Origin of the sequence: Pedobacter sp. SG908 (genome assembly GCF_011759615.1) — a bacterium.
Taxonomy (GTDB): domain Bacteria; phylum Bacteroidota; class Bacteroidia; order Sphingobacteriales; family Sphingobacteriaceae; genus Pedobacter; species Pedobacter riviphilus.
Genome location: NZ_JAAOYY010000003.1, coordinates 737,830 through 757,809, shown reverse-complemented (window position 1 = coordinate 757,809; position 19,980 = coordinate 737,830). Strand labels below are relative to the sequence as shown.

Sequence of the window (19,980 nt, the reverse complement as noted above, 5' to 3'; positions counted from 1 at the left end):
CTTAAACCATGTTCCTTATTTGTAATTGTCTTTTAAAAACTCCAGATATTCGTTAATACGCGAACGGTCTGTTAGCTTTTCGAAGTTTTCTTTGCTGATGATAAAACCTTTATATAAGCTGGCCGGAACTTTCATAATGTTCTTTAATTGGCCGATAATACTTGCTTCATAAATTTTTGCATCTTCAAGATCGACAAAACTTGTGATGTAAATCAGTTGATCATTATCCAGTTCTACCAATTTATGTACCAAATCATTGTCAGGATAATTTCCGCGGTTAAATTGGCCTATACCGAAACGTGATGAACTCAGGGTTAAAGTGGCATCGGCCACGTCGATTACGTAATAATATTCTTCTGATTTTGCTGCACTAAAAATACTGACAGGCTTTGTCGGATCAACTGGCTTAACTTCAACGGGTTTAGCAACAGGGGCAGATTCAACAGTTTTTTTAGCAGCATTATCTGTTACTAAAGGTTTTGTTGTAACGGCAATCGGTGTGGCCTGGCCTACAAAACGTGGTGCGTTGGCATCGAAATCGATAAGGGCAAGCGGTCTTTGTTTAAATTCCTCAAGGTTTGCTTCTATATATTTTAAATGATCGCGCACCAATGGGGTAATAATTTTATCATTTGGATAAAGTGTGGTAATCTGGTTAAATTCGTTAAGCAGGGGATCAACCTTTGCTGTACGGCCAATAGCAATTGCTTTTAAATAGGCGTATTGAGGTGCCAGATCATTATTAGGAAAAGCAGCAATGTTATCATCTGCTTGTTTTATCACATTAGCATAATCTTTTTTCGCATAGGCATCAAAGGCCACATTGTAATTGTTAATAGCAATGTTCTCCATCTGGGTCTGTTTGGCAGAGTAGGACGGATCTAAAATGTTTTTCGCAAAATTAGATTCAGGGAATTTTGTTAGTACCAACTGTTTGTACTGATCTGATTTTGCTTCATCAATACCTTTATAATTGAGATATAAACTGTAATAAATGGCGACCAGGTGATTATTTTCAGGATATCTTTTAATCAGTTCGAGATATATCTTGTTTGCTTCTGATTTATCGTTCAGCTCCTGTTGATAAAAGCTTGCGATCTCGAAATAAGCGTCAATAATCTTTTGATCAGATATAGCCAATAGTGCTGGTGTGGTAGGCAAGGCATCTAAAAACTGTTTTTCCAATGATGTCTGGTCAGTAGCTGCTTGATTGGGTGCTCCATTTGCAGGTTTTATTTCAGTAGCTACATTTCCTCCTGCCAAAACCTGATTGGTTTCCTGAGCGGAAGATCGGGTACTTTGCCTCCAGTTATCTTCGAGCTGCCTATTGCCCCAGCGCTTTTTAAAATCACCAAAACCGTTACTAATTGCTGTGTTATTGTTAAAATAGAAGGTATTTCCGGCAATTTTGTTCGAAGCATTTAACGATTGATTAGGGAAATCAGGGTCGTTTAAATACTGGTTGCTAATTACTCCTCCGATACTGCTAACCTCAACTTTTGGTGTTAAGTAAGCTTTAACCTTGGCCTCACGCTCACCTGCCGGAAGTTTTGCTATGGCTTGCGCAGTATCTTCTTTGGCGATAATAGTATATCGATCGGTTAAATATTGAAGATTGTTGGCTTTTTTAACAATGTTATCGTAATCAGGAAAATTTTTAGGTAAAATCATTACTGTGCTATCATAGTACAGTTTTGCCTTAATGTAGTTGTTAAACTCTTTAAAGTTTAAATCTGCAATCTTTAAATAAGACAATGCTTTCTGGGTTTGGTTTCTTGTACTCTTTGCAACTGATTTATGGTAGTTTTCTTCGGCTTTTACAAAATTTCCTTCCGCAGAGAAAAGCTCACCAACCTGATAATAGATCTGATCAGTATAATCGAAATTTTTATCATCTTTTAATAAAGCCAGAAGCTGTTCTTCCTTGTTCAGTTTTACGCCGCTTAAAAGTGCACGTAGTTTAATACGGTTTAAATTGGCATGAAAATACATTTCGAAAGGGGCATTGCTTTTTTCTACCTTGGTGAAGTTAGCATAGGCATCCTGAAGATTCTTTTCTTTTTCCTGTAACTGAGCCAAAATAAAGCGCCAGCGAATACGAAGCTGTTTTTCGGCTGGGAGTGCAATGGCCGACTCTAAAAATAAAATAGCTTCTTTATTCCGTTTCTGATAAATGCGCATCTGAGCAGCAGTAGCCAAAGGTTCTGCCAGGTCTTTTTTTAATTCATCAGAAGCACGCAACATGGTATCGAGAATTTTATCGGCCAGCACCATATTGTTTAATTGCATTTGGCTACGTACTTTCCAGTTCATGGCCATAATAAATGTTTTTAGATCATTGTTATAGGTTTTAGCTGTATAATCAAAGTATTCTGTTGCGATAAAATAGTTGCCTTTTAAGTAATTAGCCTTGCCCAAAAGCATATAGGCATCATCAATATAATTACTAAAACTTTTATCGTTTATAACGGTTTGCCCTTTGGCAATCACATCATCAAGCTGTTTATTCGCTATTCCTGGTGTAAGCACTAAGTTTATCTGGGGCTCAGGATCGAGGTAAACAGACAGGGTTTTTTCATAATTATCTGCATAACTTTGCAATAGGCTCTCATTATACTCGGTTAATAAAACATTAGCGTTATAAATATAGTTATACCGTGCCGTTAAGTTCTGAAACCTACGATCTATTGCTGTATCTTTATTTGCGACACAGCCATATATAAGGAGGGCACTAAAAAAGATGAAGAAGGGATTTAAGTTTTTGTTAGCGTAATTTTTCAAGTATGATAAATCTCTTAGGTGGATATACAATAAACAATATATGTAGAAAAATATTTTATTTGGCAACAAATTTTAATTATTCAAAGTTAATTTAATTATTGCATTAAAAAATGGAAAATCAGAAAGAAGAAGATACAAAGAAAAAGGTAAATGCCGCTGCTAAATATTCTGCTATTGGCTTCCAAATGATTGCTACCATTGGTTTGCTTACTTTTATAGGTTACAAGATCGATGAGCATAGAAACAGTAAAACCAATTTAATTACTGCTGCTTTTGCTTTGGCAGGGGTAGGAATTGCATTGTACCAGGCCATTAGGCAAGCTACGAGGGATTAGTTTTTAGTTGGCAGTTTTCAGTTAACCCAAGTAAGATTAAATAATGTATAGGGCAACTTTCAAACAATTGTTAAATTGCTCAATGGTTTTATTATTGGTCGAAAGCGCCTAACAATCTAGCAATAAAACAATAATAACAATTAAGCAATCTTCATTAGTTACTTGATACTAAAAACCTTATCTTTGCAAAAGTTTTCATTTGCTAAGAAATTATTCCATTGACTCTAGCCAAATTTACCAGTATCTATTTCATTTTCGTAGGCTTATTAATAGGCGTTATCGCCGTTTTACCTTTATTATTCCCCAATACACAGCTTTTTGTAAATAACTTTTGGGTAATGTTCGGCTTTTTGGCTGGTATTACTTATATAGCCTACATGGTTGTCGATATAGGGATAAAACGAGATCCTGAAGTGGGTATTATGGCTATTATGGGATCAATTGCAGTGAAGATGTTATTTTGTATGGGTTTTGTGCTGATTTACAGTATAAAAGCAAAGGGAATTGGGCTTGTATTTCTGCTTAATTTTTTTTCTTTATATTTATTGTTTTCGGTCTTTGAAGTTTACTGTTTGTTACGTAACTTGCGCCACCAAAATTTAAAGTAAAAAACTGCCAATAAATGGATTGTAACCGAGTTTTTGTGTCTAAAGTTAAAAGGCTAACTATTGTTTTTACGCTTTTAATCGCGTTTTTATCTATCAAAATTGATACTTTCGCTCAGGTTGATAGCGCTGTTGTACCTGTTGATAGTGCTGTTGCCGAGTCTGCTCATGCAGTTTCTGGCGAGCACGGAGCTGATGCTAAACATGGTGAAGAAAAATTCGAGCCAACTAAAGTGATCATGGAGCACATTGCCGATTCACATATGTGGCACCTTTGGGGGCATACTTCATTGCCTCTTCCAGTAATTTTATATACGGCTAATGGTTTAGAGGTATTCTCTTCAGGTCATTTCCATCATGGAGAACATGATTATAACGGTAAATACAATAACTATCGTTTAGAGGAAGATCACATTAAAGTGGTTGGTGCTGATGGAAAAATCGACGAGGAAGCGAGTAAATCTGTTTTAGATTTCTCTATTACTAAAAACGTTGCGGCAATGTTCGTTGCGATTTTTGTAATACTTGTAATATTTATTTCAGTGGCAGCTTCTTATCGTAAACGTGTAGGTAAGGCACCAAAAGGTTTGCAATCTTTTGTAGAACCAATTATTGTTTTTGTAAGAGATGATATTGCCAAACCGAACATCGGTCATAAATATGCTAAGTTTATGCCTTATTTATTGACTACGTTTTTCTTTATCTTATTCAACAACTTATTTGGTTTAATTCCAATTTTCCCAGGTGGCGCTAACGTTACGGGTAATATTGCCTTGACTTTTGTAATGGCACTTGGAACTTTAATCATCGTAAATATTAATGGTAACAAATACTACTGGAAACACATTTTTAAACCAGATGTTCCTTTTTGGTTGTATCCGATTATGATCCCTGTTGAATTAATTGGTATCATTTCTAAGCCGTTCGCTTTAATGGTTCGTTTGTTCGCAAACATTACTGCAGGTCACATTATCGTATTGAGTTTAATTTCCTTAATATTTATTTTCGAAACATTGGCTATTGCTCCAGTTTCAGTTGCGTTCGTATTGTTTATGGATGTATTGGAGTTACTGGTAGCGTTTTTACAAGCCTTTATTTTTACATTATTAACTGCCTTATTTATTGGTATGGCAGTTGAAGAACATCATTAATAGAAAACTATTTTTTACAAATTAATATAAATTAAATTAGTTATGGTAGGTTCAATCGCGGCAATTGGTGCCGGTTTAGCAGTAATCGGTGCAGGTATCGGTATCGGTCAAGTAGGTGGTAAAGCAATGGAAGGTATTGCTCGTCAACCAGAAGCTGCATCAAAAATTCAGACTGCAATGATTATCGCTGCTGCCCTTATTGAGGGTGCTGCCTTATTCGGTGTAGTAGTTGCATTATTAGGCTTAAACGGTTAATAATCACTGAAGAAATTAGGTTGGGTATTTAACGATTGGTTATTTACCCAGCCCTATTAAAAAGATTGTTTTAAAAATTAGATAAAAATGGAATTAGTAACCCCAAGCATAGGATTGGTTTTTTGGACGTCGTTAGCATTCATTTGCTTATTGATCTTACTTAGGAAATTTGCATGGAAACCAATTTTAGGTGCAATCCACGAACGTGAGCAAAGCATTGATGAGGCCCTTAACAAAGCTGAATTAGCGAAGCAGGAAATGGCTCGTTTAACCAGCCAGAACCAGGATTTGATGCAACAGGCCCGTGCAGAACGCGATGAGATTTTAAAGGAAGCGAAAACCTTAAAGGATGGTATCTTAAACGAAGCTAAAAAACAAGCTCAGGTTGAGGGTGCTAAATTGATCGAGAAAGCTAAAATCGAAATCGAGAACCAAAAGAAAGCAGCTTTAGCTGAAGTTAAAGACCAGGTTTCTTCTTTATCATTAGAAATTGCAGAGCGTGTTTTACGTACGCAATTAGATGATAAAGCAAAACAAGAAACTTTAGTAGCTAACTTGTTAAAAGACGTTGAATTAAACTAAGCGTATTGCGTAAAGCGATAAGCATGTTAAACGCCAGCCGCTAAACGCCAACCCAAAAGATATGTCAGAAATTAAAGTTGCAAGCAGATACGCCAAATCATTAATAGACCTAGCCGTTGAAAACAATGCGTTAGAAGCTTCTTATAATGATATGGTTTTGTTTGAGAAAGTGGTTGATGAAACCCCTGAACTAGAAGCAATATTAAAAAACCCGATTGTACCTTTAGATAAAAAGACTGGTATTTTGAACGGTATTTTTGCTGATAAAGTAAATAAACTAACCATCTCGTTTTTCAAGATTGTAGTAAACAAAGGCCGTTCGGCGATTTTATTTGCCACCGCTAAACAGTTCGTTCAACAATATAACTTAATTAAGGGTATTGTTACTGCTGATGTAACTACTGCAAGTGCACTAAGCCCTGCTGCTAAAGAGCAGATTGTTGCAATTGTAAAAAGAGAATTAAACGCCAATCAGGTTATTGTTAACGAAAAAATTAACGAAAAATTAATCGGTGGTTTTATATTAAAAGTTGGCGATAAGCAATTTGATGCAAGTATTGCCAGCGGTTTAAGTAAACTAAAAAAAGAATTTGCGCAGTAAGCGCGAGGCCATAAGCGTATAGCGGAAAACGCCATGCGACAAACGCCAAACAAAAAAATATTGCGATAAGCGGATGGCAAATAAATGCCAAGCGCCATGCGCTAAGCACTAAACATTTACAAAAAGATATAAAGTAAAATTATGGTAGAGGTAAGACCAGACGAAGTATCGGCAATTATCAGACAGCAATTGGCGGGCTTCAAATCAGAAACCGAACTGGAAGAAGTTGGTACCGTGTTGCAAGTGGGCGACGGTATTGCCCGTGTTTACGGTTTAACTAAAGTTCAATCGGGAGAATTAGTTGAATTTGCAAACGGCCTGCAAGGTATTGTATTAAACCTTGAAGAAGATAACGTTGGTGTGGTACTTTTGGGTGCTTCAGACGAGATCAAAGAAGGAGATACCATTAAACGTACCAAAAAAATTGCCTCTATTAAAGTTGGTGAAGGTATGCTTGGCCGCGTAGTGAACACTTTAGGTGAGCCTTTAGATGGTAAAGGTCCAATCTTAGGTGAAACTTACGAAATGCCTTTAGAGCGCAAAGCACCAGGTGTAATTTACCGTCAGCCGGTAAACGAGCCTTTACAAACTGGTATTAAAGCAATTGATGCAATGATTCCAATCGGTCGTGGTCAACGTGAGTTGGTTATCGGCGACCGTCAGATTGGTAAAACTGCCGTTTGTATCGATACCATTATCAACCAAAAAGAATTTTATGAAGCAGGGCAGCCTGTGTTCTGTATTTATGTAGCTATCGGTCAGAAAAACTCTACTGTAGCTAACATTGTACGTACACTGGAGGAAAACGGTGCTTTACCATATACAGTTGTTGTTGCTGCTTCAGCTGCAGATCCTGCTCCAATGCAGTTCTATGCGCCGTTTGCAGGTGCTGCAATTGGCGAATTTTTCCGCGATACTGGTAAACCAGCTTTAATTGTTTATGATGATTTATCTAAACAAGCTGTTGCTTATCGTGAGGTATCTTTATTACTTCGTCGTCCACCGGGCCGTGAAGCTTATCCAGGAGACGTTTTCTACTTACACAGTCGTTTGTTAGAAAGAGCTGCAAAAATCAACGCTAACGATGATATCGCTAAAAACATGAACGATTTACCTGAGTCGATTAAACACATCGTTAAAGGTGGTGGTTCATTAACAGCTTTACCAATTATCGAAACTCAGGCAGGTGACGTATCAGCGTATATCCCAACCAACGTAATTTCGATTACCGATGGTCAGATCTTCTTAGAGTCTAACTTGTTTAACTCAGGTATCCGTCCGGCTATTAACGTAGGTATCTCGGTATCACGTGTGGGTGGTAATGCGCAGATCAAATCGATGAAAAAAGTAGCAGGTACTTTAAAATTAGATCAGGCTCAATACCGCGAGTTAGAGGCTTTCTCTAAATTCGGTTCTGACTTAGATGCTGCAACTAAATCGGTATTAGATAAAGGTGCACGTAACGTAGAAATGTTGAAACAAGCACAGTTCTCTCCGTTTACTGTTGAGAAACAAGTTGCAATTGTTTACGCTGGTACTAAAAACTTAATGCGTAGTGTTCCGGTTAACAAGGTTAAAGAATTTGAAACTGAATTTTTGACCCAATTGGAATTACGTCATCCAGAAACTTTAGCGGCATTAAAAGCTGGTAAATTTGATGATAGCATTACTGGTGTTTTAGATACAGTAGCAAAAGAGATTTCAAGTAAATACTAATTAGATACAAGTAATGAGTATCAAGTATCAAGACAGATAAACGAATCCATTCTTGATACTTGACACTTAATACTCGATACTTAAAAAATGGCTAATTTAAAAGAAGTAAGAAACCGGATTGCATCGGTACAATCAACACAGCAAATCACCAAAGCTATGAAAATGGTTTCGGCGGCTAAGTTGAAACGTGCTACCAACGCAATTATCGCTTTACGCCCTTATGCAACTAAACTGAAAGAGATTTTAGGTAATCTATCAGCAAGTTTAGAAGGCTCTTCATCACCTTTTATCCAGGAACGTGAGCCCAATAAGGTTTTAATTGTTACTGTATCATCAAATCGTGGTTTGGCTGGTGCTTTTAACATGAACGTAATTAAAGCGGCCAACAATTTAATTGCCGAAAAATATAGCGAACAGTTGAAAAACGGTAATGTGAGCATTATTTCTATCGGTAAGAAAACTCAAGACTTTTATGAAAAGCGTAAATACAACGTTATTGGCAACAATAACGAAGTGTATTCGGCTTTAACTTTCGAAAACGTAACCAAAATTACGGATGCGATTATGGCCGGTTTTATTAAAGGTGAGTTTGATAAAGTAGAAGTAGTTTATAACCGTTTTAGAAACGCAGCAGTGCAATTTATTACTACTGAGCAGTTGTTGCCTCTGCCTAAAGCAGAAGAAACGCCAGCGGATCTAAAAACTGATAAGAAAACAACAAACGTTGATTATATTTTAGAACCTTCTCAAGAAGAAATTGTAGAGCAGTTAATTCCTAAATCAATTAAAATCCAGTTGTACAAAGCCGTGTTAGATTCTCATGCTTCTGAGCATGGTGCACGTATGACATCAATGGATAAAGCAACTGAAAATGCTGGCGAATTATTGAAAGCCTTAAAACTCTCATATAACCAGGCACGTCAGGCAGCAATTACAACGGAGTTAACTGAGATTGTAAGTGGTGCAGCAGCATTGAACGGATAACATTTAGTTTGCAGCTCACAGTTTTGAGTTAGCAGTACTGGTTATATAAAATACAAAGCCCATTTCTTAACTGAAATGGGCTTTTTGTTGTTAATATTAATCCAGAATAATTATGTTTTTTATGGATTATTGAAAAAAAGAAGCAAGAATTTTTGGCCGCTGAATCTAAGTGGAAAGGGGTAAAAATAAATCCATTTAACTTTTTATACAAGCTTATCCTGAAGCAGAAACACTGATCTTATCTAAAGCGGATAGGGGCATTCTTAAATTGCAATGGACATCCTGGTTATTTATAAGATTAAGTCATATTTACTCATAACTAATCTCAGATATCCATTTTCTAATTTTTTACTCACATTCTTTTCGTTGTAAACCATTGCATTAAATTTAGCTTCTAAAACATATGTGCCAGACTTTAATTTCTTTAAGCTTGTGATTTCAAATTTTGAATTCTTTTGAGCATCAGCACTTAATTGTGGTGGTGTTCTAAATGAATCTGAACCATATGTCTTAAATCCATCAGAGATGCTTATTGCAACACCATTTTGTATATTATCTCTACCATAATCCAACGCATAATTTCTCTGCCCGACTGTAAATAAATCCATAATATCTTTTGGCCTCAAAACAAGTGATTGCAACATTGATGCTTTGTTATAAGTTTTAATAAATATTACGTTTACTTTTTGCTGGTCACTATATATTCCATATATCCTTGAATATAAAACCGAATCTTTAATACCAGATATATAATAACCGTAGTTGACAATTGAATCTACTTTTGAATACGGCTGTCTGTTACTGGCTCCAGATAAACTGGAATATTTAGACAGCTTATAAGTGATTCCATCAATACTGTAAGAAATGCTGTCGTGAGCATATTCTAAAGGGTCTTCTTTTTCGATAACTACCGGAGGTTCAATAATCGGGTTATCCTTCTTGCAGGCTGCAAGAAAAAATAGGGCAATAGCTAGCCCTAATAAGCTTTTAGATTTCATAATAATGATTTTATTTGTGTGTACTCAAAACTAATAAATTTCTATAACTAAAAAATTAATAGGTGAGCTATTAGTGATTTTTTGTTGTGAATTTATCGTAATATGATTTAAATGATGTTTAAATGAATTCTGCATCATAAGAGTTTATATCTTTGAATTTTAATTCCAAATCATGAAAAAATACCTATTCATCATTATATCGTTTGTGCTGCCATTTGCTGCTGTGGCCCAAAATCCTGCGAGAGACTATACCAATGCTGTGCTTTGGCAACAAAGCTCGGGCGAATACAGGGCCTTATGTTTCCAAGCTTACAACTTTGCCCGTTTATCATTAAAGGAAGCTTTATGGGCTGATACGAGTAAGAAGCCAAATTGTGTGATCGTTGATATAGACGAGACGGTTTTGGACAACTCGGCTTTTCAGGGGCATAAAATTAAAAAAGGATTAAGTTATGTGCCAGAAGATTGGACCGAATGGACGAATCTGGCCCAGGCCGATACCGTTCCTGGGGCTTTGGCTTTTTTAAAGTTTGCAGCATCAAAGCATATCGAAACCTTTTATGTGAGTAACCGCGATGAAAAAGATTATACAGCAACATTGAAAAACCTGCAACACTTTGGCTTTCCTTATGCAGATGATGCACATTTGGTAGTCTCGAAAGGAACCTCAAATAAAGAACCTCGCCGCCAAAAAATTACGGAAACGCATAATATCCTTCTGTTATGTGGCGATAATTTAAGCGATTTCAACAACATTTTTTATCGAGAAAATAAAAATACCTTTGAAGAGGTAAATGCAAATCAGAACCTATTTGGGACAAAGTATATCGTATTGCCAAACCCCATGTATGGCGATTGGGAAAAGCCTTTGTATCAGGGAGAAAAACTTAGTGATAAAGATAAAGCGAAACAAAGATTAGAACGATTAAAAAGTTACTAAGTTTTATAATTATTCAGCAATAAGTATTACTTTTGCAACATCATAAAAATAAATATTATGGAGAACAACGAATTAAAGCACAATACAGAAAGTATGAAAACGGCTAACCAGCCAGGAATTTATAAATTAATGATTTTTGGTGTACTGGTTTGCATGGTAGGTACTTACGCGCGTTTCGCTTACGATTCGTGGCAAGTATCTTTAGCATCCTGGATTGTTTTGTTCATCGGTGCAATTATTGCCATTAAAGGTGTATTCAAAATATTAGACGCTTAAGCGTTCTACTATCAAAATATAAAGCCGGTTATGTTCATTCATCACCGGCTTTTCTGTTTTATCTGCCCTGTCAAAATCTGAGAAGTTTACATGGTTAGGATAAAGAATAAAATATTTTTTTGGAAACGTTCGGTAATCTGTTAATGGCGGCCTGTAGTCCTGCTATCGCTTCAAGTCCTCACTCGTGCCTCGCTGTGGGCTTTTCGCTTTATCAGGTTTAATACCAGCAGTTCTGTGTTACAAACTTTCTACGCGGTTTAAGTTACTTGGGTCAACCTTTCCGCACTAAACCCGACCGCTTCTGTATTTGCTTTTCAAAAAAATAAAATAGGTTTTCTGGTACCAATGGCTGTTTTGCTGGAAATGTAACCTTCTTTTTTTGAAAAGCAGGGGTCCTGTGGTTATCGGTTCCGATAGTCCTGCCATCCGCTTTACCTCCCTGCGTTCGGTGCTCGCTCCTGTTAGGTTTAAATTACTTAGGCAGGCCTTTCTATCCTAAACCCGACAGCCGCGGCAGCCCCCGATTCTTCATCGGGGCTAAAGCAAATGGCGGGGCTGCTATAACCCAACTGCTTCTGTATTTGCTTTTCAAAAAAATAAAATAGGTTTTCTGGTACCAATGGCTGTTTTGCTGGAAATGTAGCCTTCTTTTTTTGAAAAGTAGGGTCCTGTAGTTATCGGTTCCGATAGTCCTGCCATCCGCTTTACCTCCCTTCGTTCGGTGCCCGCTACTGCCAGGTTTAAATTACTTAGGCAAACCTTTCCTATCCAAAACCCGACAGTTCTGCGGCTTTCGGTTTTACATTGTGACTGCCATTTTTGTTTTTGCCTTTTTACTTTATGGAAATGTAGGCTATATAACATCTCTATATAAACAATTTGTTTTTTGGGTTACCTAAATCACTTTGTAGTATTAAGTGAAAAGAGCGTTACAAACCAACCCAAAACGCAAAACTTCTAATGGCCATTTGAAGCAGATATTTAAAATGATTAATTTTTTAGAACCACTGAATCATGAAAAGGAATATAATTGCTATAGCCATAGTTTTAACAATTTTTGGCTGCCAAAAATCGAATGAAAAGTATGCCAGCTCCGAAGCTATCGTCGCGAATGAATTAAGAGTGCTTACAGATAGTACAAGTACAGCTAAGATTATCAAAACTGCAGATATGCGTTTTAGGGTAAAAGATGTTCAAAATACCAAAGAACAGCTCAGTAAAACCATTAAAGTCGAAGGGGGGACTGTTGCCGAATTCTCGATCGAAAGTACCATCCAAGAAACTGATAAGGTTAAACAATCTACCGATTCGCTTAAAGAAATTACTTCTTATCGCACTCAGGGTTATCTGGTAGCAAAAGTTCCGTCGGAGAAATTGGATGAATTTACGAATACCATTGCAAAAATGGCGGTTTTTGTGGATAACCAATCGATGAAGATGGACGATCAAAGTATCGCCTATTTATCCAATAAGCTAAAAGCACAGAATCGGGTCGATGCGATTGAAAAGATCAATAAAGTAGCCTCGAAGAAAAGTGCCAATGTGGAATCTTCTCTTTACATCAAAGACGATTATGTAGACAAGAGAATCGAGAATATGCAAATCGATAATCGCGTAAAATTCAGTACCATTACCCTTAATTTTTATCAGGATAATACCGTTAAAACGATGATTGTTGCCAATGACAATCTGTACGACTACCGTCCGGCATTTATGAACAGACTTTGGTTGGGTATTGTAAATGGCTGGACAATTTTTAAAGAAATCATCATCGCAATTTCCAATTTATGGATGTTGATATTGATAGGGATTGTAATCTTCTTTACTATAAAATATTTTATCCGTAAGAATAAATTAGCAATGGATGAAGCGACTAAAAATATGATTGATCGGGCTCGGCAATAATCATCTGTTCTATCAATTGTCAGTCTGGGCCTAGTCGAAGGCCATTACGTGTAGTAGATCAACACCGTCTTTCGAGGCTATCAATGATAGATTCTAAAATTGGGCGTCATTCCCGCGTATGAAGGAATCTTAAAGCTTATAGCATTAGGATTCCCAATCAAGTTGGGAATGACGATACCCCGGTACCCCAGGATGACATCGTTTTTAATTTATCTACTCAATAACATTATGGTGGCTCACCAACGCTCTCCATGGTTCGTGTTCGCACGAACCATTTTTTTATAAAGTTTTTTTATTTATGGGCAACTGACTAACGCAATCGTCATGCTGAATTTATTTCAGCATCTTTCCTGCTAAATAGACTCTGAAATAAATTCAGGGTAACGGGAACTTGGAAATGAGAACTATTTTTTTGCCTTAACCGTGGTACCTTTAACCTTGGTTTTGTTATCACTTACAAAAGATTCCCAGCCCGAATAGGTTTTGGATTTCCCTCCTGAGGTAATTTTTTGAAAGGAATGGCAAACGGCTACAGCCAACCCATCAGTAGCATCTAAAAATTCTGGCGTTTCTTTAAAATTTAACAAGCGTTGCAACATGGCTGCCACTTGCTCTTTAGTGGCATTTCCGCTACCCGTAATCGATTGTTTGATCTTACGTGGAGAATATTCAGTCACCGAGATATTTCTGGAGAGTGCAGCTGCAATGGCAATGCCCTGCGCCCGACCCAGTTTTAACAATACCTGAATATTTTTTCCATAAAACGGTGCTTCGATGGCCAGAACATCGGGCTTGTACTGATCGATCAAAACCACTGTTTTTTCGAATATCCGCTGAAGTTTTAGGAATGGATCATCTAAATGGGTCATCTTTACCACGCCTAAACTGATCAGTTCTGTTTTATTTCCCTTCTCTAAAATTACGCCATAACCCATCACCGCAGTGCCGGGGTCTATGCCCATAATAACCCGTTCCTTTTTTTCGTTCAACATTACAGCAATATTAAGCATATTTGCAAACTAAAAAGATAATCTTGACAGGCAAGAACAAAAAAATATTATCAATCTTCATCAAAGCTGCAATTGTAATATTTGCTTTTTGGTTTATTTACCATAAGCTGGTTGCGAATAAAAATCTGCACGATTTCAGTACTTTATTAAAAGATATCCCTCAGATAGAAATTATCACAATAATCGGGATAGTAGTGCTCCTTATGTTTGTAAACTGGTTTTTAGAGGCGGGTAAATGGAAATACTTAATGAGCCACATCGAGCCTATCAGCTTTTATCGTGCTATCGAATCGGTATTTTGCGGATTAACATTGGCCATTTTTACGCCTAACAGATTAGGAGAGTATGGAGGGAGGGTATTTTTCCTTTCGCCCAAAAGAAGGATTGTGGGTATTGTGGCCATGAGTGTAGGCAGTATCGGTCAGTTAGTGCTGACCAATGTTTTTGGAGCCATTGCAGTCTGCTTTTTTGTATACCGTTTTATCCCTATCGATCCTGTACTATTTATTGCTCTTGTATTTTTTGCGGTAATTTTTTGCCTTTTTTTTCTGATCTTCTACTTTAATATCCGTTGGTTAAACGGGATTCTGCTCTCTATTAAATTCACCAGGAAATACAAGAAGTTTTACAGCATTTTAGGTCGTTACCGAAAAAGAGAGTTGTTTAAAATCATCACTTATTGTTTTGCCCGTTATCTGGTATTTAGCTCGCAATATTTCATTCTGTTTATCTGGTTGATACCAGGTTTGCATTATGCAGATATCATTATGATGACCTGTTTGCTCTTTTTGGTTCAATCGGCATTGCCATCTTTAGATCTTTTTGATGTTGGTATACGGAGTGTTACCGCCGTTGAATTATTTAAACATGTAACCGATCAACATGTGGCTGTTATTGCATGTACTGCAAGTATATGGCTCATAAATATTATAATTCCTGCTATCTTAGGCACTTATTTCGTTTTTAAACTCAATTTTTTTGGAAATCTTAAATCTAATTAGTCTTATATCTGCTGCTCTAACCTTAATTTATGGTTTTTTGGTGCTTAATTTCATTAGAGGATGGCATAACCTGGTCTATTTTAGGCCACAAAAGTCAGATCCCCAAACCAAAGTTTCTATTATTGTTGCGGCAAGGGATGAGGAAGCGAATATCGCCAAAACCATTGATGATCTGATTGCACAGCAATATCCTAAAGCTTTAACAGAGATTATTATTATTGATGATCACTCTACTGATCGTACTAGTGAAATTGTATTGAGTTACGCGGATAGGAATGTGAAACTGATCAAACTAAATGAAGACAGGGCCTTAAATTCATACAAAAAGAAAGCTATTCAAACAGCAATAGGTAGCTGCTCTGGCGATCTGATTATTACCACTGATGCAGATTGCAGGATGGGCCCCGCTTGGCTGGCAACCATTGTAAATTTATACGAACAGAAAAACTATAAAATGATCTCTTCGCCAGTAGCTTATTTTCAGGAGAAAAGTTTCTTTGAAAGATTGCAATCTTTAGAATTTCTTTATCTTATTGGTTTAGGGGCTTCTACCATTGGAAACAAGCAACCGTCAACTTGTAACGGTGCAAATCTGGCCTATGAAAAAATAACTTTTTATGAGGTTGGTGGTTTCCAGGGAATAGATGATCTGGCATCGGGCGATGATGAGCTACTGTTGCATAAAATTGCAGCCAAATATCCAGATCAGATCGGTTTCCTCAAAAATAGGGAAGCCATTGTATACACCCATGCAAAAGAAACTTTAAGTGCATTTATACAACAGCGTAAACGCTGGGCCTCGAAGAGCACCCGTTATAAAAACAAAGCCATTATTGTGTTGGGGGTACTGATTTGGATCTTTAACCTCACTATTCTGGCAAACTTTATCACCGGACTTTTTATTCCAGGGTTTTTAGCGATCACATTTTATCAATTATTGGTTAAAATGGTTTTAGAAACCTTATTTTTATGGGATGTAACCGGCTTTGCAAAAAGGCGCAGTTTACTCATTTTAATCCCTGTTTTAAATGTGTTGCATGTGCTTTATATGGTGTACATCGGCATTGCTGGAAACAGTGGAAAATACAATTGGAAAGGCAGAATGGTTAGATAATGGATAGTAGCCCATCGAAAAAAGTATGGTTAAAATTTAAGCGGAATAAATTTGCTTTTGGCGGATTGGCCTTTATTTTACTTTTGATGGTAATGGGTATTTTGGGTTATTTAATTATGCCTGATGATTCTCCAAATGCGAATGTGCAAACCCTCCAGTTAAACAAAAAGAAACCTGGCAGTACTTTTATTTTCTTAATCATCAACCGGAACCCCAATGTAGAAAAAGTTAACTTTTTCGAGAGAATGCTCCATGGGCAAACACCTACTTTTAAAAGTATCCCGATAACTTCTTACAAGATCAAAGATCAGGCAGTTTTTGTGCAAGAATATATTGGCGACGACGAAAAAGCCAAAGAAACAGTATACAGATTAAAAGATTTATGCCCCAGTTGTGTTTTACCTTCAAAAGCCGGCACTCCGCAGATTCTTTTCGAGAAAAACAATATTTATAAACAAAGCTATATGCTGGGAACTGATATTTATGGGCGCGATTTATTAAGCCGGTTAATTTTAGGTATCAGAGTTTCGTTATCTGTAGGTTTAATGGCTGTTCTGATCTCCCTTTTTATTGGTGTAAGTTTGGGTGCAATAGCTGGCTATTTTGGCGGGCGTGTAGATGCTACAATTAGCTGGTTTATGAATGTTGTTTGGTCGCTACCATCCCTACTGCTCGTTATTGCTATATCGTTTGCTTTGGGTAAAGGTTTTTGGCAGATATTTATTGCGGTAGGTTTATCTACCTGGGTAGATGTTGCCAGATTGGTGCGTGGGCAGGTAATGGCTTTAAAAGAGGTCGAATTTGTAGAAGCAGCAAGAGCCCTGGGTTTTAGTACAAGCAGAACCATTATCAAACATATATTACCGAACATTGCAGGGCCAATTTTAGTGGTAGCCTCATCTAATTTTGCTTCGGCCATATTGCTAGAAACCGGACTAAGCTTTTTAGGTTTTGGTGCGCAGCCACCCATGCCAAGTTGGGGGAGTATGATTAAAGAACATTATGGTTATATCATTATGGACGCCGCTTATCTTGCCATTTTGCCTGGTTTAGCTATTATGCTTACCGTTTATGCTTTTAATGTACTGGCCATAGGCTTACGAGATGCCTTCGATGTAAAAGGGCAAAATGTAACGGTTTAATCAGTATCATAAAAAAAGCAGTACCAATTACGATACTGCTTTACCCTTAAAAACAAAAGCTTAGGCTGTTGCGGTTAGTGTATTTCCTGAAACAGTAAGCGGATAAACTTTTAGTGCACTCGTGGTGCCACCATCATTTGGTTGGGCTAAAATGCTTCCCGAAGTGCTATACCTCGAACTATGCAAGCCACATTGAATGTAGTTGCTGGCCTGGATGAAACTTAATGCACCGCCCTGGTGTGGGCAAACCGCTTGTGTGGCTACAAATGAGGTAGTGGTATTCCCTGCAGCGGTACGGATAAACAATATGCTGTTTACGGTGAGCGATGCACCAATTGTTAGTAATTGTGTGCTCAGATCTACGCTAGCAGTAGTTCCGGAAGGAACACCGCCACCGTTTGGTTTGCTGGGTTCTGGTGCATCACTTTTTTTACCGCAAGCAGAAAAACAAGCTCCGGTACAAACCATAGCAACACCTAGTCCCAATGATTTGATAAATTCGTTACGTTCCATAATGATTTAGTTTTTATTGGTTGGTTTTTGATCTACTTTGCTTTCTTCTTATCGAAAGAGAACCTTCGGGCAATACTAAAGCCCCAACGGTATTGTCCCTTAAGCCAGGAAGTATTAGTATCGGTAATAAATTGCGACTCCTGTATAGCTGTGGCGTTGGTGAAATTAAGGTGGAAAATATGGCCTCCAGTTTCAAACTCCAGTCCGGCACCAAGTGTCTTATAATACTGTGTCCCTAATGTGCTTTCGAGATAAGCCTCTTTATTTTTATCCCTGAACGGAATGGTATAATCGGCCACAAAGGCCATACGTTTGGTAATTTTGATACGACCACCAACCGACAGCGCGAGCATGTCGTTCTGATCGCCAAAAACAGTAAAGTTGCGGTGTACGTACGATGGCATTAACAATACCGAGAAGTTTGAATTAAATTTACGGGCAATTACGGCTTGCACCACGTAGGTCAAACGGTCCTGGAATTCGCTGAATGCATTTGCTGCAGTAGGGTCTGTTGAGGCTTTCGCTGCCGAAAGGGTAGTACTGCCAAATAAAGTTACCGCAACAGGTACCTTATCATCAGCGGTTTGCTCCAGCAAACGATATTTTAAGTTTCCTTCGTAAAGCTGTGTTACTACACCGGCTCCTTTTGCCCTTGATAAACCTACCGAAAGTCTATCACTGATTCCGTATTCAAAACCAATACGGATATCTGTTGACTGATCCAGTCCAAAAAAGTTTTTGGTACCACCTGCGCTACCTGCAATATCGCCAAAACGGTGATCTACCCTAAAATCAAGTTCATTTTTATAAATGGTTTCATTGGTTTGGATGTTGATCAGTTTGGTAGCCTTAAAAGTAGCCTGTACATTCTTTTTTTCGGCGGGTAGCTGTAAAGCATTCTCAAGCGAATCTTGTGCAGATGCCAAATACGGCAAACAGATCGCAAATAGGTATAACAGAGATTTTAGATGATATTTCATGAAATTTTATTTTTTAGGTTGATAAATAGCAGTCATTTTTACCTGTATGATTTCTGCAATCTGTTTAAAAACGATCGTTGGGATTTTGATATCATGATCGGCCAGTTTTACATTGAATGTAGAAGTGGCTTTTGCTTCATCGCCGGTAATTACCAAGGATCCTTTTGTCGTATACTCTTTGGTTACGCCATGGATCTGCAGGTTGCCCTTAACCGTAACAGGATAAGTACCTGGTTTCGAAAAATCGATCTGTTCTACAATTTTCCCTTTAAAATCAGAAGTAGGGAACTTATCACTTTCCATATAATTTTCGTTAAAATGCTCCTGCATCAGTTTTTTCTTAAATTGAAAAGAAGTATTATTGATTTTGAAAATGATATCGTTGGTTTTGGTATTAAGTGCCGAAGCACCTGTTTTACTCTGTGCATCGATATCTTCTACAGGTGTTGAAGAAAAAAACGAAGAATTAACGCTTTTACTTACCCAAATCTGGGCTTTTATGCCTGTGCATAAAAATAGGGCTGTTAATGTGAAAAATAATTTTTGCATCTGTAATGTATTTAAGTCCTTAATAAAACCGGCGTCAATTTCGATTGCTTATTCTGGCATGCCTTTATCAACCCAGGCTTGTAATAACTCTCTTTCGCTAACAGTTAGTGATCCGCCTTTTGGCATTGTTTTGGTAACCAGGACAGAATTAGCTACACGTGCATCATTTTTTATAGAAGCTAAACCATTTAATGCCCATACCCCTTTCACTCCTCCATTAGGCCCATGGCAGCTGTTGCATTTGGTTTGAAACAATGCCCCGGCAAAATTTGAGTAGGTTACATTCGTTGTGGTTACAGGCGCTGGGCCATTGGGTGTTGGTGTTTCTGGCTTTAATTCTTCTGCTTGTTTTTTAGAGCAGGCAAAAAGCAAGGCGGTAATAGCGGCTAATAAAAAGATTGAATTTTGTTTTTTCATAGGTATTTAATTAAGATTAAAATTGGTGATAGATTCATTTCTATATCCTCATGTCTGATTGCGGTGCAACTGAAATTTTTTGTGGCGATGGCCGATTTTTTCAATGTATGTTCTGTTTATTTGAA

General features: G+C 37.4%; 21 protein-coding genes. 14 read left to right on the top strand and 7 right to left on the bottom strand.

The features are described 5' to 3' along the window. Positions 1-15: 15 nt before the first annotated feature. Positions 16-2,781: a gliding motility protein gene (locus FHT21_RS23840; RefSeq protein WP_167297195.1), complete on the bottom strand. Its 2,766-nt coding sequence runs from the start codon at positions 2,779-2,781 to the stop codon at positions 16-18. Between the two features lie 110 nt (positions 2,782-2,891). On the opposite strand from FHT21_RS23840, the gene FHT21_RS23835 reads away from it, so the two are divergent. The 8 genes from FHT21_RS23835 to atpG all read left to right on the top strand — a co-directional run bounded on the left by FHT21_RS23835 (position 2,892) and on the right by atpG (position 9,010). Continuing rightward, positions 2,892-3,116, top strand: a complete 225-nt coding sequence (locus FHT21_RS23835; RefSeq protein WP_167297194.1) for an AtpZ/AtpI family protein — start codon at positions 2,892-2,894, stop codon at positions 3,114-3,116. 377 nt (positions 3,117-3,493) lie between these two features. Then, entirely contained in the window at positions 3,494-3,724 is a 231-nt protein-coding gene (locus FHT21_RS24995) for a hypothetical protein (protein ID WP_243854085.1), read from the top strand. Positions 3,725-3,738: 14 nt separating this feature from the next. Beyond that, positions 3,739-4,872 carry a F0F1 ATP synthase subunit A gene (gene atpB / locus FHT21_RS23825; protein ID WP_167297192.1) on the top strand — a complete coding sequence of 378 codons (1,134 nt, stop codon included), beginning with the start codon at positions 3,739-3,741 and terminating at the stop codon, positions 4,870-4,872. Between the two features lie 42 nt (positions 4,873-4,914). Beyond that, the gene (atpE, locus tag FHT21_RS23820; RefSeq protein WP_025144011.1) at positions 4,915-5,127 is read left to right on the top strand and encodes an ATP synthase F0 subunit C; all 213 of its coding nucleotides are present in this window, start codon (positions 4,915-4,917) and stop codon (positions 5,125-5,127) included. 87 nt (positions 5,128-5,214) lie between these two features. Further along, positions 5,215-5,709 carry a F0F1 ATP synthase subunit B gene (locus tag FHT21_RS23815; protein WP_086547936.1) on the top strand — a complete coding sequence of 165 codons (495 nt, stop codon included), beginning with the start codon at positions 5,215-5,217 and terminating at the stop codon, positions 5,707-5,709. A gap of 61 nt (positions 5,710-5,770) precedes the next feature. Beyond that, entirely contained in the window at positions 5,771-6,310 is a 540-nt protein-coding gene (atpH, locus tag FHT21_RS23810) for an ATP synthase F1 subunit delta (RefSeq protein WP_167297191.1), read from the top strand. A 141-nt stretch (positions 6,311-6,451) separates the two neighbouring features. Beyond that, positions 6,452-8,026: a F0F1 ATP synthase subunit alpha gene (atpA, locus tag FHT21_RS23805; protein WP_167297190.1), complete on the top strand. Its 1,575-nt coding sequence runs from the start codon at positions 6,452-6,454 to the stop codon at positions 8,024-8,026. A gap of 87 nt (positions 8,027-8,113) precedes the next feature. Beyond that, positions 8,114-9,010 (top strand): ATP synthase F1 subunit gamma, encoded by an 897-nt coding sequence (atpG, locus tag FHT21_RS23800; protein WP_167297189.1) that lies wholly within the window; start codon positions 8,114-8,116, stop codon positions 9,008-9,010. Positions 9,011-9,300: 290 nt separating this feature from the next. On the opposite strand, the gene FHT21_RS23795 is transcribed toward atpG, so the two are convergent. Then, positions 9,301-10,008: a hypothetical protein gene (locus FHT21_RS23795; protein WP_167297188.1), complete on the bottom strand. Its 708-nt coding sequence runs from the start codon at positions 10,006-10,008 to the stop codon at positions 9,301-9,303. Positions 10,009-10,180: 172 nt separating this feature from the next. Between FHT21_RS23795 and FHT21_RS23790 the strand changes: the two genes are divergently transcribed. The 3 genes from FHT21_RS23790 to FHT21_RS23780 all read left to right on the top strand — a co-directional run bounded on the left by FHT21_RS23790 (position 10,181) and on the right by FHT21_RS23780 (position 13,129). Next, entirely contained in the window at positions 10,181-10,948 is a 768-nt protein-coding gene (locus FHT21_RS23790; RefSeq protein WP_167297187.1) for a 5'-nucleotidase, lipoprotein e(P4) family, read from the top strand. A gap of 57 nt (positions 10,949-11,005) precedes the next feature. Beyond that, a complete protein-coding gene (locus FHT21_RS23785) occupies positions 11,006-11,224 on the top strand; it encodes a hypothetical protein (protein WP_029278686.1) in 219 nt (72 codons plus the stop codon). A gap of 1,014 nt (positions 11,225-12,238) precedes the next feature. After that, positions 12,239-13,129 carry a DUF4349 domain-containing protein gene (locus FHT21_RS23780; RefSeq protein WP_167297186.1) on the top strand — a complete coding sequence of 297 codons (891 nt, stop codon included), beginning with the start codon at positions 12,239-12,241 and terminating at the stop codon, positions 13,127-13,129. A 404-nt stretch (positions 13,130-13,533) separates the two neighbouring features. Here the strand turns inward: FHT21_RS23780 and ruvC are convergent, their stop codons facing one another. Further along, positions 13,534-14,121, bottom strand: a complete 588-nt coding sequence (gene ruvC, locus FHT21_RS23775; RefSeq protein WP_167297185.1) for a crossover junction endodeoxyribonuclease RuvC — start codon at positions 14,119-14,121, stop codon at positions 13,534-13,536. A gap of 41 nt (positions 14,122-14,162) precedes the next feature. Here ruvC and FHT21_RS23770 point away from each other — a divergent pair, with 41 nt between their 5' ends. From FHT21_RS23770 to FHT21_RS23760, 3 genes are read left to right on the top strand one after another with little or no spacing between them, the layout of a single operon-like run. Beyond that, positions 14,163-15,140: a lysylphosphatidylglycerol synthase domain-containing protein gene (locus FHT21_RS23770; protein ID WP_167297184.1), complete on the top strand. Its 978-nt coding sequence runs from the start codon at positions 14,163-14,165 to the stop codon at positions 15,138-15,140. Beyond that, positions 15,118-16,254, top strand: coding sequence for a glycosyltransferase (locus FHT21_RS23765; protein WP_167297183.1), 1,137 nt, complete (start codon positions 15,118-15,120; stop codon positions 16,252-16,254). The genes FHT21_RS23770 and FHT21_RS23765 overlap by 23 nt, the downstream gene beginning before the upstream one ends. Next, the gene (locus tag FHT21_RS23760; protein WP_167297182.1) at positions 16,254-17,396 is read left to right on the top strand and encodes an ABC transporter permease; all 1,143 of its coding nucleotides are present in this window, start codon (positions 16,254-16,256) and stop codon (positions 17,394-17,396) included. Before FHT21_RS23765 ends, FHT21_RS23760 begins: the two co-directional genes overlap by 1 nt. A gap of 60 nt (positions 17,397-17,456) precedes the next feature. On the opposite strand, the gene FHT21_RS23755 is transcribed toward FHT21_RS23760, so the two are convergent. The 4 genes from FHT21_RS23755 to FHT21_RS23740 are packed head-to-tail and all read right to left on the bottom strand — an operon-like array spanning position 17,457 to position 19,855. Then, entirely contained in the window at positions 17,457-17,909 is a 453-nt protein-coding gene (locus FHT21_RS23755; protein WP_167297181.1) for a Rieske (2Fe-2S) protein, read from the bottom strand. Between the two features lie 32 nt (positions 17,910-17,941). Continuing rightward, complete coding sequence (locus FHT21_RS23750) at positions 17,942-18,889, bottom strand: DUF5777 family beta-barrel protein (protein ID WP_167297180.1); 948 nt, start codon at positions 18,887-18,889, stop codon at positions 17,942-17,944. Positions 18,890-18,895: 6 nt separating this feature from the next. After that, complete coding sequence (locus FHT21_RS23745; RefSeq protein WP_167297179.1) at positions 18,896-19,438, bottom strand: YceI family protein; 543 nt, start codon at positions 19,436-19,438, stop codon at positions 18,896-18,898. Between the two features lie 48 nt (positions 19,439-19,486). Continuing rightward, complete coding sequence (locus FHT21_RS23740) at positions 19,487-19,855, bottom strand: cytochrome c (RefSeq protein ID WP_167297178.1); 369 nt, start codon at positions 19,853-19,855, stop codon at positions 19,487-19,489. Positions 19,856-19,980 lie beyond the last annotated feature (125 nt).

What these genes read in the sequence shown, in the direction of transcription:
- atpH (WP_167297191.1), top strand. Translation starts at nt 5,771, where the DNA reads ATGTCAGAAATTAAAGTTGCAAGCAGATACGCCAAATCATTAATAGAC.
- atpA (WP_167297190.1), top strand. Translation starts at nt 6,452, where the DNA reads ATGGTAGAGGTAAGACCAGACGAAGTATCGGCAATTATCAGACAGCAA.
- FHT21_RS23790 (WP_167297187.1), top strand. Translation starts at nt 10,181, where the DNA reads ATGAAAAAATACCTATTCATCATTATATCGTTTGTGCTGCCATTTGCT.
- FHT21_RS23740 (WP_167297178.1), bottom strand. Translation starts at nt 19,855, where the DNA reads ATGAAAAAACAAAATTCAATCTTTTTATTAGCCGCTATTACCGCCTTG.
- FHT21_RS23795 (WP_167297188.1), bottom strand. Translation starts at nt 10,008, where the DNA reads ATGAAATCTAAAAGCTTATTAGGGCTAGCTATTGCCCTATTTTTTCTT.
- FHT21_RS23785 (WP_029278686.1), top strand. Translation starts at nt 11,006, where the DNA reads ATGGAGAACAACGAATTAAAGCACAATACAGAAAGTATGAAAACGGCT.
- FHT21_RS23815 (WP_086547936.1), top strand. Translation starts at nt 5,215, where the DNA reads ATGGAATTAGTAACCCCAAGCATAGGATTGGTTTTTTGGACGTCGTTA.
- atpE (WP_025144011.1), top strand. Translation starts at nt 4,915, where the DNA reads ATGGTAGGTTCAATCGCGGCAATTGGTGCCGGTTTAGCAGTAATCGGT.
- FHT21_RS23835 (WP_167297194.1), top strand. Translation starts at nt 2,892, where the DNA reads ATGGAAAATCAGAAAGAAGAAGATACAAAGAAAAAGGTAAATGCCGCT.
- ruvC (WP_167297185.1), bottom strand. Translation starts at nt 14,121, where the DNA reads ATGTTGAACGAAAAAAAGGAACGGGTTATTATGGGCATAGACCCCGGC.
- atpB (WP_167297192.1), top strand. Translation starts at nt 3,739, where the DNA reads ATGGATTGTAACCGAGTTTTTGTGTCTAAAGTTAAAAGGCTAACTATT.
- FHT21_RS23780 (WP_167297186.1), top strand. Translation starts at nt 12,239, where the DNA reads ATGAAAAGGAATATAATTGCTATAGCCATAGTTTTAACAATTTTTGGC.
- FHT21_RS23760 (WP_167297182.1), top strand. Translation starts at nt 16,254, where the DNA reads ATGGATAGTAGCCCATCGAAAAAAGTATGGTTAAAATTTAAGCGGAAT.
- FHT21_RS23755 (WP_167297181.1), bottom strand. Translation starts at nt 17,909, where the DNA reads ATGGAACGTAACGAATTTATCAAATCATTGGGACTAGGTGTTGCTATG.
- FHT21_RS23745 (WP_167297179.1), bottom strand. Translation starts at nt 19,438, where the DNA reads ATGCAAAAATTATTTTTCACATTAACAGCCCTATTTTTATGCACAGGC.
- FHT21_RS23750 (WP_167297180.1), bottom strand. Translation starts at nt 18,889, where the DNA reads ATGAAATATCATCTAAAATCTCTGTTATACCTATTTGCGATCTGTTTG.
- atpG (WP_167297189.1), top strand. Translation starts at nt 8,114, where the DNA reads ATGGCTAATTTAAAAGAAGTAAGAAACCGGATTGCATCGGTACAATCA.
- FHT21_RS24995 (WP_243854085.1), top strand. Translation starts at nt 3,494, where the DNA reads ATGGTTGTCGATATAGGGATAAAACGAGATCCTGAAGTGGGTATTATG.